We start from the raw sequence: 14789 nt of genomic DNA on the forward strand, positions 1-14789 counted from the left end.
TCCAATGAGAAGGTTCATTGAAGATACCGTGGGATGCAACGGATACTTGGTAATGGTTTGTCGAGATGAGTCTACAGCGTGTCAAGAAGATCCGGATTCACGCCAAACCCAGTTTTATGCTCTTCTATCACGACTTCACTTCTGGTTTGTATAACACCCGGCAAAGTGCCCAGTTTGGTAGACATGAAAGATTGATAAGACTTCATATCTTTGGTTCTCACCTTAATCATGGTATCGAAATCACCAGAGAGTGAGTAACACTCTTCGATTTCAGGCATCAACTCGACAGCCTTGGCAAATTTTTCAAAGATAGAGAAACTCGTCTGATCAAGACGGATATGAATAAACACTTGAACATCCAACCCCAGTTTCTCTGGGTTGAGTTCAGCGTGATAACCCACAATGAAACCTTCTTTTTCCAAACGTTTCACGCGGTCTGAGCAAGGGGAGGTCGTCAAATTGACCAGCTTAGCCAACTCAACTATTGGCATACGACCTTTGCGGCTAAGTATGCGCAGTATTTCTAAATCGATTTTATCTAAAGCAAGCGAAGCCATTGATTTAACTCAAGTGAACGGGATACTCCACGATTGTAAATCAAAGGTTATGCATGTAAAAAGATGTGAGATCACAAAGTTGTGACAAATGCCATCAATCGATATCAGTTTACAGTGTTAATTTATGCGAGATTCGTTTGACCGCTAAGTACAGTCTTCACTGTTTGTTGATTCTGCTTATTGCATACACGGCAATAAAGCTGGCGCTCTAGCTTGTAGTAGCCGCTGCCGTTAACCAGTTGAGACATCAACATTTGGAAATTTTGAACGATAGATGAGTTATCGTTGTGGCTGCGTCGCATCACTGCTTTGTGTGCCGTATCCTTTTTGCACGCGGTGCAGTAGTTAGTTGGCATTTCAAGTCTCTCCATCTGTTCTGAATGATTCGTGACCATATTGTGTTTAATCTTGGTCGTTTGGCAAAACGATCATGCCAAAAAATGTGGTTGGTATTCCAAAATAACGTCATTATTTTGCGAAAATTTGATCAAGATTTCGAAATTAACTTACAAATCGCTCGTTAAAGCCGATGAATACCGAACTCGTCCGCAAAAATCACAAAATTGCGGCGAAATTCCGAGAAGCGGGTTCAATTTTGCACTCGTAATAACGCAAAAAGCCTGCAATAAATGCAGGCCTTTGATCATATTTACTACGATTTCAGTTATTTCGTCGGTTTTACCTTAAAGAAAATAGCAAACAGCACGGGTACTACGATTAAGGTCAGCACAGTTGCAAACCCTAGACCCGCCATAATGGTGATCGCCATTGAACCAAAGAAGGCATCAAACACCAGCGGTATCATCCCCAAGATAGTAGTAAGTGCCGCCATACTGACAGGACGAACACGGCTTACCGCACTTTCAACTAACGCATCATAAGGGTCTTTACCGCTATCAAGTTCCAAGTTGATTTGATCCATAAGTACAATACCGTTTTTGAGGATCATGCCACTAAGGCTAAGTAGACCAAGCAATGCGGTAAAGCTGAACGGCATGTTAGACACCAACAAACCAAACGCGACACCAATGATTGAAAGCGGTACCGTGAGCCAAATCACCAACGGCTTCTTAAACGAGTTGAAAAGCAGCATAGTGATAATGAACATCAACAGATAGCCCATCGGAAGCGACTTAAACATCGCCTCTTGCGCGTCTTTAGATGACTCATATTCGCCACCCCATTCGATCGTGTAGCCAGCAGGTAGAGGCAGTGATTCTACCTGTGGCTTAACACGAGCGAATAAACTTGCCGCCGTCTCGTCGCCCAACACATCATGGTCAGCGAGAACGGTTAGCGTACGTTTTCTGTCACGGCGTTGAATAATTGGTTCTTGCCATTCCAACGTGACATTATCAATCACCTGCTCCACGGGCACATACGTTTGCAGCATTGGGCTCCAAATGGAGATGTTCTGTAGCGACGCGTAATCAACTCGCTCTGCTTCCGTTAATCTGGTCACGATTGGTAGCATTTGCGTACCATCGCGGAACACACCAATCGTGTTTCCACCGAACGCCAATTGCAGGGTGCTTGATAGATCTTCTTTTGAGATACCCAAGCGGCGCGCCTTTGACTCGTTGAACTGAGGTACCAACTGCTTAGTACGCTCACGCCAGTCATGACGAACGTTTCTCGAACCAGGATCGGCAAGTAATACATCTTCAACTTGCACCGCGATATCACGCAGTACCTGCGGATCTGGGCCAATAATACGTGCTTCTATCTTAGACGCTGGCGACGGTCCAAATTCCATCAATCGTAGTTGGAACGTAGGTGCTGCAAATTGAGAAGACAATTCCGCGTCTAGCTTATTGAGCAATCCAAACATGTTATCGCGGCTAGTTGTGCGCACTTGCAACTGCGCAAAGCCTTCATAGCTCTTCTCAGGCTGATAAGTCAGCATGAAACGTTGCAGGCCTTGTCCAACGGTCGAAGACACAAACTCAACATTGTCCTGCTCTTGGATATACGCTTCTACCTGCTCCGTTTGCTTGAGCGTTTGGCGAATATCAGTGCCTTCCGGCATCCACATATCGACAAAGAACATTGGCGTATTTGACGGTGGGAAAAACGACTGTTTTACCAGACCAAACGCCATGACTGCGGAGACAAGCAGCGCAATCATACCCGCGACCGTAAGCCAACGTAGTTTCAATGCCAACTCCAAAGACCAACGGAACACTGTAAACAGCACGCCTTTGTATGGATCTGCATCAGCGGCTTGGTCATTCTTATCCGATTCTTTCAGCAAGATATCGGCTAGGAACGGCGTTAGAGTTAGTGCCGTGATCCAGCTTAGGAACAACGAATAACACAGTACCCAAAACAGCGAACCCATAAACTCGCCCGTCGCGTCTTGTGACAAGCCAATTGGCGCAAACGCTGTGATAGCAATCACCGTTGCACCAAGCAGCGGCCACTGAGTTTGCTTAGCAATACTCATCGCAGCTTGCTTCTTAGTTTGACCTTGCTTGAGCCCGACCAGAATGCCTTCGACGATCACAATGGCATTGTCCACCAGCATACCAAGCGCGATAATCAGTGCGCCTAGCGAGATACGGTGCAGCTCGATATTGTTGATACTCATCATAATGAAAGTACCAAACACCGTAAGCAGCAGAACCGCACCAATAATGATGCCGCTGCGCATACCCATGGTGAACAGCAACACCACAATCACGATACCCACAGCTTGAGCAAGACTGACAACAAAGTCTTGTACCGACTTATCCACTTCCGCCGACTGGTTATAGAAGTAGTCGAGATTAATGCCTGCAGGCTTAATGTTTTCCAGCGCTTGAAGCTGTGCATCTAAAGCTTTACCAACTTCAACTACGTTAACGCCCGCGCCAAATGAGATAGCTAGATTGATAGCAGGCTTACCGTTAAAGGTAATCACGTTCGATGGCTTTTCTTGGATACCTTTGGAAATCTCAGCCACATCTTTTAAGCGAATCAGGTTGCCCGTGTCGCGGCCGTGGATAATCAGATTTTCCAGCGACTCCACTGAGTCCAGATTACCGTTTGGACGAATCGCCAAGCTTTCGCCGTTGATCATGATTTCACCGGCAGACTGCACGCTATTTTGCTGATTCAGCAGTCCCATAACAGTGTTCATATCTAGGTTAAGTGCAGAGAGGCGTTCCAGCGATAACTCCACAAACAGCATCTCTTTCTGGTCACCCGCAATCGACACCTTGCCAACGCCATCGACCAACTCAAGCTCACGACTTAGATAATCAGCATACCGTTTAAGCTCCACATAGTCGTAACCATCACCAGTCAGCATGATCATCACACCAAACACATCACCAAAGTCATCGATGATCTGAATCGAATTCACACCTGATGGCAGGTTTGGTCTTAAGTCATTAATCTTACGACGCATTTCGTCCCAAATCTGCGGAAGCTCGTCTGGGCCATAGTCCATTTCCATACTGACCATGATTTGTGACAGCCCGGCGGACGATGTCGACTTAATGTTCTTGATATAAGGAAGCTTACGGATCTCCTTTTCCAGCGGATACGTGAGCTCTTCCTCTACTTCCGTTGATGTTGCGCCGGAATAAGTCGAAATCACCATCGCATCTTTGATAGTAAAAGCAGGGTCTTCAAGACGACCTAGATCGTTAAACGACTGAATACCACCAATGGCCAAAATGACCAGAAACAGCCAGCTAATGACGCGGTTTTTAATTGAATACTCGGTCAAACTCATTACTTATTGTTCTCCATGAGTGCTACTGCTTCGCCATCTCTGAGCTTTCTCAAACTTGAGCTAATTAGAACATCACCTTGAGCAACGCCAGAATCGACAATCACGCCAAAGCTATTCACCTGATCGACACGCACGGGTGTTTTCATTGCTACACCATCTTCATGCTTCCAAACGTAAAACTGTTGCGGCTCAAAGCCTGCTTCTAGCACCGTCATAGGCAGTTGATAACCTTGAATCGTGCTCAAACCAGCAGCCACCATATCAACATGAACAGACACGCTGGTTCCCGGCAAAATCTTTGCTTTTGGCTGAGGCATTTTCAGCCACAATTCATAGGCTCGGCTTTGCGCATCGGGCTCGCTAGAATGTTCCAGGTAAGACATGATGAAACTGTCTTCAACCCCAGAGAAAAAAGCACGCGGCTGATAAGCATTGCGCTGAGCTTGTGGGGTAATAGACGCTAGAATGTGGTCAGAAAGACTGATCTTCACATAGACTTTGTCATCCTGATAAATGGACACCACAGTTTCACCTGGACCAACGTTCTCAAAACGCTCTTTGCTCACTTCGGCCACGACACCGGAAAACGGTGCTTTTAGACTGGTGTACTGAATTTGATGTTGGATGTTTTGGTACTGCGCTTTCGCTAGTTGACGGTTTGAAGTCAACTCATCCAATTCAGAGTTTGAAATCATGTCACGCGCGTAAAGCTCCGTACCTCGACGCAATTGCTTAGTCGCCAGCTCATATTGAGCCAGAGCATCACGATATTGCTGCTGAAGTTTTTCATCATCCAGCTTGGCAACAACCTGACCCTTCTTCACCGATTGACCCGGTTTTACAAGCAAATGGGCTATTTCACCTTGAATGCGAAATGACAGCTTGGTTTGCTCCGCAGTCACAACTTGACCTTTAAACTCACGATATTGCTGCTCTACAGGCTTAGATACCTCAATGGACTCCACCATCAAAGGGGCACGTTCACGAACGGTGATATCCGAGTAGCAACCCGTTAACGCTAGCGATGCGAGACCGATGGCAATAATTGACTTTTTCACTAGATACCACCCTCACGTGTCCATAGTTTTACTCGCTGTCCCTCAACTAAGTTTGCAGCGCCTGCGACCACTATTTGGTCACCTTGCTGCAAGCCTGCTGTCACTGCGCCGTTTTCATTGGTTGAAAGTTGGATTTGGTTGATTTGCTCTGTCATCGGGTCAAAACGCCAAACTTTGCCACTGCTCTCTTGCTGACTTATCCACGCGCTCGCAGGTAGCGAAAAAGCGCGCTCTTTGGCTTCGCTTTGGATATGCACCAGACCAGACATGCCTGACAACACATTGATGTTATGTGGTTTAACCATTGTTACTGCCGCTGCATAGCTATTGGTATCAAGATCTGGCTGCATAGCAATCTCACGGAACCTTGCTTCAATACGTTGATTACGATGGCTATCCAACGTCACAAAAAAGTGCTGATTTTTCAGCTCCTCTAGCGTCATCGCTTTCACTTCTCTTACAGGGATAGTGAAGGTGACATCGAGATCATCACTGCTAATTAGATTCAAAATGGGTTGTTTGGCACCAACGACTTCAAAGGGCTTTTGGTAGGTTAAAGAGACCACACCATCAAATGGGGCGATAATTTGGGTGTAACCAAGATCCGCTTTTGCTTGTGCGAGTGAGGCTTGTGCCGCTTTATATTGAGTTTCGTTGCGATCGAACTCATCGGCACTAATAAGCTTTTTAGCAAACAGCTGCTTTGCTCGCTTCCACTGGGATTCGGCAAGATCGAATTCTGCTTGCTTGGCGTCAAGTGCCACTTGATAGTCGGTCGGATCGAGCGTTGCTAAGATTTCACCTTTCTTAATGGCTTCACCCATTTTGACGTCTAAAGACGAAATCTGTCCCGCCACCTGAAAAGAGAGTTGAGCACGATCTGTTGCATCAACTTGTGCTAGGTAACTGCTAACGGGAGCAAAGTTGAGCTCAGGTACCTGAACCACTTTGACGGGCTTAATGACCGGTTCATTGATTTCTGATTGAGCTTGATTACAACCAGAAAGGCCGACGACTGCCAACAAGGGCAGAACCAGCATACTGGCAGTTTTGAATAGACGATGGGTTTTCATAATATTTATCCCAAATTATATTTTACAGGTGTGCAGTAAATTAACTTTACAGTTGTGCAGTATATGTATAATTTGAAAGAGATCAATACATGCTGCACATGCGTGCAGTATAATTTTTTCGATGAGCTTCATCACTTTTGGTTATAAAGAAACCCTCAAACCCCGGTTTCAGTAGATTTACGGCATTATGCGGCCCAACTGATGTGCATCTTGTCGATAGGTAGGTAATTCAGTACCCTGTATAGGAATGATTAATTAAAAAGGTATCGAGTGGAGAAGAAAAAAGGTCGTCGCAGCGCCATGGCGGCAGAAGAGACGAAAAACCTGATCATGACGGTCGCCGCAGACATGTTCTGTGAACTTGGTTACGAACGCGTATCGATTCGCAATATCAGCGATCGCGCAGGGGTATCTCACAGCCTAATTCGCCACCACTTTGGCAGCAAAGAGCAGATCTGGTATGGCATCAGTGACCATATGCATGCGTATATGCAAAAGTACATCATGCACCTTCTCTCGCAGCTACCAGAAGATACACCAGCGAACATCAAGCTATATCGATTTGCGACTGAAATGCTGGCCAACTTGCTGATCAACCGCCAGCCAATGCAATTAATCGCCGATGCGATGCGTCAAGAAAACGAGTTCTTCGACTACTTTATTGATAGCAAAGGGGAAATTGAATGTATCGTGATGGCATTGGTGAGTGAATACAACCAAGGTCGCAGTGAAAGCGAGCAGTTCAATATGCATGAGCTCAAATGGCAAATGATGCTCTATGCGTATGGCTCTGCGTGCATGATGCCAATGCTAAAAGAAGCTTGGTCGGAAGTGACTCAAGTCGATGATGAGTGCCTACTCAAACACTGGCAACTTTTCGAGCAATTGACCGCACACAAGCTACAAATAACAGAGCAAGATCGGCTCAAACCAAGCAAAGTGTCTGATCTCGTCTACCATGTTAAGTGCGATTGGGGCGAATGCCCAATGTAAACAGAACCTTTTAAAAGCAGCCCTAACGCTGCTTTTTTTACGCACTAAAGGACTATCACAGTGACCATTTCAAGCAAACAAGTAGCAACCTTCGACGAGCGCGGTTATTTGGTGCTAAAAAATGCCATTCCTACTTCACTGCTTCGAGACTTACGTCAGTCCTACGACACCTTGCAGCAACAGCTACTGGAGAATGCGCAATTTGATGGTTTGGTGAACAACGTTGCCACTCTCCATCAAGGCGACCAAAATTTTATCACCAGAATAAACAACTTGTTTTCTTTCGATACACCTTCCTTCGTTCAGCTACTTGGGCTTCCAACTCTGCAACAAACAGTACAAACCCTAGTTGAAGGTGAGGCCATTCCTATCTACGAATCACTGCTCATCAAACACAAAGGTGATAACCAGAACATTAATTGGCACAGAGACATGAATTACCAAAGAGAGTCTCGAATCTTTACTGTTGGTCTGTACCTCGATGACTCCAAACGCAAGCAAGGTGCATTGCAAGTCATCCCACACTCGCATCTGAGCTCCGATTCCGTTTGTGAAATCACGCGTCGTTGGCAACAAAACGACATAGCAAGTACCGAAGTCACAGCCAAAGCCGGTGACATCGTCATTCACGACGTTATGCTTATGCATCGCTCATCCCCCCTTACCGAACAAACACAACGCCGCACTGTTTACTTTGAGTTTCGCTCTCTTGAGCACTCCCAAGCCAACCCACTTTTCTCCGCATCGTGGATACAACAACGCCAAGCGCTAAACCGTTACGCTTGCCAGCTTTGGAGTCACTCGCCAACCTCAACAATAGATAGTAAGCGCAAATTACAAGACCTCTATAAACAGCAAGTACGTTATGAATCTGCAGAATACTGCTTTGCGCTACCGTTAGACTAAACAGTCACCAAACTCAGGAACGCCCGCCGTTTTCAGATAGAGCCATTGACACTATTTTTAGGTTACTAAAAGTATACTAATTGCAAACACATTCCAGGTTACTTTAATATACCACTCAGGCGCTAGGGGCAGTTCCCAAGCCATAGTGAAATTTAGAGGTCAACACCCATGAGCAATGTACTTATTATCAATGCACACCAGCCTTATCCATTCTCTGAGGGCAAACTTAACGCCACTCTGGTCGACAAAGCGGTCACGCTATTGGAGGCGAAAGGCCACCAGACTCGCGTAGTGACGATGCAAGAACAAATTGATGTACCGGCACAATTGGAGAACTTCAAATGGGCAGATCGAGTGATCATTCAATCACCAGTGAACTGGATGACCGTACCTTGGAGCTTTAAAAAGTACATGGACGACGTATTTACTGCGGGTATGGGTGGTGACTTGTGTTTGTTTGATGGTCGCTCAGAAGCTGAGCCTAAGAAGAACTACGGCACAGGTGGCACGCAAACTGATTCTAAGTACATGCTGTCATTAACGTTTAACGCACCGGAAGAGTCGTTCAATGATGAGTCTGAATACCTTTTCCAAGGTAAAAGTGTTGATGACCTCATGTTCCACATGCACGCCAACTTCCGCTTCTTTGGTATGAAAGCCATGCCAACCTTTGCGGCTTATGACGTGATGAAAAATGGCGATATCGACAAGGACTTTGCTCGATTTGAAGCGCACCTGAATCAGCACTTCTAACGAAGAAGAGCCAAATAATAGTTGGCATACTGAGTTAAGCAAGCTGCTGTTTCTCTGATCTATCGTTCTTCACAAGACTGCGATAGATTGGGGAGCAGTGGCAACTCAACTAGATTCCTACTTATCCCATCGTACGAGCGTCATTGACGGACTCTCACCAAACAGCTTTTTGTAATTACCGGCAAAAAGTCCTAAGTGAAAGAAGCCATGATTGAACGCGATCTCATAGACGGAGAGCTCGCCGTCACTAGTGAGTAAAGCCCTGCGAGCTTGGTTCAACCTAACTCGCAACAGAAATTGGTGGGGCGACATGCCACAACAAGAGTGAAACGTGTTTTGCAACGTTCGGCGGCTCACATGTACGGCACTGCAAAGCTCGCTGATGGTCATTGGATGAGACCAATCACGACTCTCTAACGTTTGCTTCACCCGCTTCATGACTTTGGCGCGTTGATACAAAGGCTCCATTGAATCGTTGCCACCGCTAGACGAGTCAATTACATCCGCGACAAAATCCAAAAGTAATGATTCATGTGTATCGCAAGACCAACGCACCGGTTGATTCGATAGTAATATCGATAGATAGGCTTTCAATTGATAAGCATGAGGCGTCGATACCACTTGGTTGAGCATTGCCAAACTGTCTATCTCGATATCCATCTGGTCGAGAATAGAGCCTAAAGCTTGCTGGTCCAGCACCACGCCGTAAATAGAAAAGTCTTCCGGCGTAACCAGTTCAAAGTCCAGTCCGCTCGCACGAAGCAACATATCGTCAGCGCCTTTCTGGTGATGATTGAGATAAAGAGACTTATCGGTCGCACTTAACCCCAACCACAACCCACCTTTAGTGACTTGGCAATCCTGCCTTAAACCGCGATTGCTCTCTTCACGAAACACATGAACATTGGAAAAACAACGCTCAATAATTCGTCCATGATACCCACCGTCGGTGATCTGATCATAAGCCTGAATCCAATTCAACAGGTTGTCTGCTTGTTGATTTGCATCATTAGAGGGACGGATGCACAACTCTGGCGCAAACTTGCAAATTTCATCCATCACTACTACTCCTTCTAAAGGGATTTTCGGCGCCCAACTATGGAGCAGGAGCTCTATAAGGCATTGTTTATTAACACATTTAATAATTGCCATTTTTTGACAAGCATATGGAACGCTATTCGCAAGTTGATAAATTAGCTGCGCTGCACGTTCAACAAAAAATGCAGCAAGAATCGAACCATTGAAGGAGTCGTCATGACAGCGACGTATCGTCGACAACAGGGAAACCATGTATTTACGTTTAGTTCACTTGCGGAACTAATGGCAAAAGCGACCCCAGAACGCTCTGGAGATACCTTAGCTGGAGTGTGTGCAGAATCTGCTGCAGAACGCGTAGTGGCACAGATGACGCTTGCGGATTTGCCGCTCAAAACGTTTCTCAATGACGTCGTGATCCCCTACGAGAATGATGAAATTACCCGACTGATCATTGATAGCCATGACAAACAAGCCTTCTCACTCATCGAGCACCTCACGGTAGGTGACTTTAGAAACTGGCTACTTAGCGATCAGGCTGACTCGGAAACACTGGCACAAATAAGGCCGGGGCTTACGCCAGAAATGGTGGCGGCGGTGAGCAAAATCATGCGCAATCAAGATCTCATCTTGGTGGCTAAGAAGTGTCAGGTTGTGACTGCTTTTCGAAATACCATTGGACTGCCGAGCCGCCTTTCCACTCGCCTTCAGCCTAATCATCCTACAGATTCACTCAATGGCATCGCAGCGAGTATTTTCGATGGCCTGATGTACGGCAATGGAGACGCCGTCATTGGCATCAATCCGGCAACGGATAATGTTCCTCAGGCGATAAAGCTCATGCAACTTATGGATGAGGTCATCCAGCAATATCAGATACCGACTCAGTCGTGCGTTTTAACTCATGTCACCAATACCATCGAAGCCATTGAGCTAGGAGCGCCTGTCGATTTAGTGTTTCAGTCGATTGGCGGAACCCAAGGCACCAATGACACGTTTGGCATCAATCTTTCTATTTTGGAACAAGCGCAGCAGGCCGCGCTATCACTCAAACGCGGCACGGTTGGTAACAACGTCATGTATTTCGAAACAGGTCAGGGTACCGCGCTGTCTTCTAACGCTTTTCATGGTGTTGATCAGCAAACGTGTGAAGCGAGAGCCTATGCGGTGGCACGCCAATTTGACCCTTTGCTAGTCAACACCGTTGTCGGCTTTATCGGCCCGGAATATCTGTTTGATGGTAAGCAAATTATTAGGGCGGGGTTGGAAGATCATTTCTGCGGAAAACTGCTGGGGTTACCGATGGGCTGTGACATTTGCTACACCAACCATGCCTATGCCGACCAGAATGACATGGACAATCTGCTCACTTTACTCGGCGTCGCCGAATGCTCCTTCATTATGGGGATTCCTGGCTCTGACGACATCATGCTTAACTATCAAACCACATCATTCCACGACGCTCTCTACGCTCGAAAAGTGCTTGGCTTACGACCTGCTCCCGAATTCGAGCAGTGGCTGGTAGAAACGAAGATTTTTAACGATGTCGATAAGGTACGTTTAAACGACCAACTCGCCTCTCCCTTCTCCAAAGCCATAAAACAGGTCAGCTAAGGAAAGTGACATGACAAAGGTAGTCAACATTAACAAAGCATCAAACTCTGTAGTGACCAGTCCTTGGCAACAACTGCGTAGTTTGACCTCAGCACGAATCGCACTAGGCAGAACTGGTAACAGCATTCCGACCGACGCTCTCTTGTCGTTTCAGCTTGATCACGCCCAAGCGATGGATGCAGTGCACTGCGCACTAGATATCCAAGCCTTAAAAATCGAGCTTGAACAGTTACCAATGCTTCAGTCCGTTGCGTCAGGTGAAGTTCAAGTTGTCGAAAGCAAAATAACCGATCGCTTAATGTACCTTCAAAGACCCGATTTAGGTCGACAGCTCAGTGACGCGTCTTGGGCACAACTGAAAAAACAGGCGTCCACCTCTCAAACCCAACCCGATCTCGCTATCGTCATCGCCGACGGATTGTCATCAACGGCGATACAAAATCACGCGGCTCCCTTTTTAGAGCGACTTCTTCAAAAACTGGATAAAAGCAAATCATGGCACCTTGCACCTATTACTATCGTCAAGCAAGGGAGAGTCGCCATTGCCGATGATGTTGCTGAATGCCTTAACGCTCGTATGGCGCTGATATTGATCGGCGAAAGACCTGGATTATCCTCCCCAGATAGCATGGGTTTATACCTAACTTGGGGCGCAAGGCGAGGCACAAAAGACTCTGAACGAAACTGTATCTCAAATGTCAGGCCTGACGGCTTGAGTTACGACGACGCTTGCCAGCGAACCCTGTACCTACTTGAAGAAGCCAGGCGATTGCACCTATCTGGTGTCGATCTCAAAGACCGCTCTGAGATTGACGATGAAAGCAGTTCAACACTGAATCAAACTAGCTCCAACAACTTTCTTATCAACCGTTTGTAGAAGGATTTACTATGACAAAACATCAGGAGTACCTGTCTAAAAGACAGTTAAAAAAAGGCACCGCAGGGTGGATTTTACTTGCCGGCCTTGGGGTCTCTTACGTTATTTCTGGCGACTTCGCTGGCTGGAACTTTGGCATCGCGCAAGCCGGCTGGGCTGGATTTCTTATTGCCGCCATTGCCATGGCCGTCATGTACATTACTCTGGTGCTATCACTCGCCGAGATGTCCGCAGCCATTCCTGCCGCTGGCGGGGGATACAGTTTCGCAAGACAAGCCATGGGGCCAACCGGAGGATTTGTCACTGGGCTGGCGGTTTTGATCGAGTATGCACTAGCGCCAGCTGCCATCGTCATCTTCATTGGCTCGGCGGTGAATGAACTGATTGGTATTGATGGTCCTGTCGTTTATGCCCTGTTTTATGCGGCGTTTATTGGCATTCATCTGTTTGGTGTCGGCGAGGCGTTAAAAGTTATGATGGTGATCAGCGGTCTGGCGGTTTTGGCTATCATCCTAACCGCGGTTGCGCTCATAGGTCACTTTGATGCCAGTAACCTATTTGACATCGCACCAGCCACTGCTGAAGCAACTGAACTCCTACCTTTTGGTTGGTATGGTGTTTGGGCGGCACTCCCCTTTGCAATGTGGCTGTTCTTAGCCGTTGAAGGAGTACCTCTCGCCGCAGAAGAAGCCAAAGACCCAGCGAAAGATGTACCAAAAGGTATTATTGGCGCGATGATTTTCTTACTCGTGACTGCAGCATTAGTCGTCTTTCTACTTGCAGGCGCAGCCGGCTCAGAGCTGATTGGCGCGAGTGCAGTACCGTTGGTCGATGCGCTAAAAGTGACGAACAACCCAACGATTGCAACTTTAGTCAACATGCTCGGACTTGCTGGCCTTATCGCTTCGTTCTTCTCGATTGTTTACGGCTACAGCCGCTTGGTTTTTGCACTCTCGAGAGCCGGGTACCTGCCGAAAAGCTTATCTTTAACCAGTAAAAACAAAGTGCCATCTCGCGCTTTAATTGTCCCGGGCATTTTTGGATTTGCTGTGTCGCTTACTGGCGAGGGAGACTTGATTTTGGCCATGGCCGTTGTCGGCGCCACAGTGTCCTATGCCTTAATGTCTCTTAGCCACATCTTACTGAGAGTGAAACAGCCTGAACTTGCGCGTCCGTATCGAACTCCAGGCGGGATTGTCACCTCTGCGATTTCACTCATTTTATCGCTAGTCGCACTTACAGGTGTGTATGCGTTTGACCCATCGGCGTTCTATATGACATTTGGACTGTTTGTCATTGGTGGGGTTTACTATGGGCTATATAGCCGCAACAACCTGGTGGCCTCTAGCGCTGAAGAAGAATTTGCGATGCTGTCAGTCGCAGAGCAGGAACTCAATACTGATGTAGGTTAATGTAACAAGGGTCAGACATCGCATCCGCAATGCCTGACCCTTTCAGTTCATTTAGCCCGCTACTTATTGAGCAAGCAACTCTTGCAATACCTGCTTATACACCTCTACCGGCTGCGCCCCTGTCAATGCACTTTGACGATTAAACACCACCGTTGGCACCGAACTGATTCCCAAATTCTTCCAAGTATCTTCCGCTTGCTGGACTTCAAGGCGTGCACTTGGCTCATCAAGACGTCTAATTGCACTTCCACTGTCTAGCCCCACCGCAGCAAGTTCATTCGCCAGCACGTCACGATTGCTGATATCTTTCCCCTCTCCGAAGAACGCACTGAACAGGCGGAGTTTCAAGTCTGTTTGTTTACCTTGCTCTTTCGCATACTCAAGCAAAATATGCGCCTCAAAGGTGTTGAGCATTCTCATCTCATCGCTGTAGTCAAAGGTGAACCCAACCTCTTGACCTAACTGGGTCAATTGCTCGCGAGCGCGAATGCTGTCTTCTTTCGTTGTTCCATATTTTTCTGCTAAGTGCTCTCGCAGGTTTTGACCTTCCAATGGCATATGGGGATTGAGTTCAAACGGCTGCCATTCAAGTTCGATACGATCCTCAATACCCAGCTCTCGAATCGCTTGTTCCAAGCGCTTGTAGCCGATAATGCACCATGGGCACACCACGTCCGATACTACATCCAGTTTGATTGTTTGGCTCATAATGACTTTCTCTTTGTTGATGCTTTCTTTTATTGAAATTTTAGTGACTAGGTATATTATGGTGACCTAAATATCTGTTTCA

13 protein-coding genes are annotated in these 14789 nt (G+C 46.8%); 6 read left to right on the top strand and 7 right to left on the bottom strand.

Annotated elements, in window-relative coordinates; genetic code table 11:
* Window positions 1–71 precede the first annotated feature (71 nt).
* The 5 genes from ACVA6Q_RS00360 to ACVA6Q_RS00380 form a co-directional block, all read right to left on the bottom strand.
* The gene (locus tag ACVA6Q_RS00360) at window positions 72–557 is read right to left on the bottom strand and encodes an Lrp/AsnC family transcriptional regulator (RefSeq protein WP_042499897.1); all 486 of its coding nucleotides are present in this window, start codon (window positions 555–557) and stop codon (window positions 72–74) included.
* 122 nt (window positions 558–679) lie between these two features.
* Window positions 680–913, bottom strand: a complete 234-nt coding sequence (locus ACVA6Q_RS00365) for a hypothetical protein (RefSeq protein ID WP_353500113.1) — start codon at window positions 911–913, stop codon at window positions 680–682.
* A 308-nt stretch (window positions 914–1221) separates the two neighbouring features.
* Complete coding sequence (locus ACVA6Q_RS00370) at window positions 1222–4278, bottom strand: efflux RND transporter permease subunit (protein ID WP_446646068.1); 3057 nt, start codon at window positions 4276–4278, stop codon at window positions 1222–1224.
* Complete coding sequence (locus tag ACVA6Q_RS00375) at window positions 4278–5336, bottom strand: efflux RND transporter periplasmic adaptor subunit (protein ID WP_446646069.1); 1059 nt, start codon at window positions 5334–5336, stop codon at window positions 4278–4280. Before ACVA6Q_RS00375 ends, ACVA6Q_RS00370 begins: the two co-directional genes overlap by 1 nt.
* Window positions 5336–6409 (bottom strand): efflux RND transporter periplasmic adaptor subunit, encoded by a 1074-nt coding sequence (locus ACVA6Q_RS00380; protein WP_446646070.1) that lies wholly within the window; start codon window positions 6407–6409, stop codon window positions 5336–5338. The genes ACVA6Q_RS00375 and ACVA6Q_RS00380 overlap by 1 nt, the downstream gene beginning before the upstream one ends.
* A 270-nt stretch (window positions 6410–6679) precedes the next feature.
* Between ACVA6Q_RS00380 and ACVA6Q_RS00385 the strand changes: the two genes are divergently transcribed.
* From ACVA6Q_RS00385 to ACVA6Q_RS00395, 3 genes are all read left to right on the top strand, one after another.
* Entirely contained in the window at window positions 6680–7402 is a 723-nt protein-coding gene (locus ACVA6Q_RS00385) for a TetR/AcrR family transcriptional regulator (protein WP_353500109.1), read from the top strand.
* Window positions 7403–7462: 60 nt separating this feature from the next.
* Window positions 7463–8308: a phytanoyl-CoA dioxygenase family protein gene (locus ACVA6Q_RS00390; RefSeq protein WP_446646071.1), complete on the top strand. Its 846-nt coding sequence runs from the start codon at window positions 7463–7465 to the stop codon at window positions 8306–8308.
* A 168-nt stretch (window positions 8309–8476) separates the two neighbouring features.
* Window positions 8477–9061 (top strand): NAD(P)H-dependent oxidoreductase, encoded by a 585-nt coding sequence (locus tag ACVA6Q_RS00395; protein WP_446646072.1) that lies wholly within the window; start codon window positions 8477–8479, stop codon window positions 9059–9061.
* Between the two features lie 117 nt (window positions 9062–9178).
* Here the strand turns inward: ACVA6Q_RS00395 and ACVA6Q_RS00400 are convergent, their stop codons facing one another.
* Complete coding sequence (locus ACVA6Q_RS00400) at window positions 9179–10120, bottom strand: helix-turn-helix domain-containing protein (protein WP_446646073.1); 942 nt, start codon at window positions 10118–10120, stop codon at window positions 9179–9181.
* A 195-nt stretch (window positions 10121–10315) separates the two neighbouring features.
* Here ACVA6Q_RS00400 and ACVA6Q_RS00405 point away from each other — a divergent pair, with 195 nt between their 5' ends.
* Genes ACVA6Q_RS00405 through eat form a run of 3 tightly spaced genes read left to right on the top strand, consistent with a single transcriptional unit; the run spans window position 10316 to window position 13999 of the window.
* Window positions 10316–11710, top strand: coding sequence for an ethanolamine ammonia-lyase subunit EutB (locus ACVA6Q_RS00405; RefSeq protein WP_446646074.1), 1395 nt, complete (start codon window positions 10316–10318; stop codon window positions 11708–11710).
* Between the two features lie 10 nt (window positions 11711–11720).
* Entirely contained in the window at window positions 11721–12587 is an 867-nt protein-coding gene (eutC, locus tag ACVA6Q_RS00410) for an ethanolamine ammonia-lyase subunit EutC (RefSeq protein WP_446646075.1), read from the top strand.
* Between the two features lie 11 nt (window positions 12588–12598).
* Window positions 12599–13999 carry an ethanolamine permease gene (eat, locus tag ACVA6Q_RS00415; protein ID WP_353500100.1) on the top strand — a complete coding sequence of 467 codons (1401 nt, stop codon included), beginning with the start codon at window positions 12599–12601 and terminating at the stop codon, window positions 13997–13999.
* Window positions 14000–14062: 63 nt separating this feature from the next.
* Here eat and ACVA6Q_RS00420 read toward each other — a convergent pair whose 3' ends face one another.
* Window positions 14063–14707: a DsbA family oxidoreductase gene (locus tag ACVA6Q_RS00420; RefSeq protein ID WP_446646076.1), complete on the bottom strand. Its 645-nt coding sequence runs from the start codon at window positions 14705–14707 to the stop codon at window positions 14063–14065.
* Between the last annotated feature and the right edge of the window lie 82 nt (window positions 14708–14789).

This window comes from Vibrio sp. DNB22_10_4, from assembly GCF_052879755.1.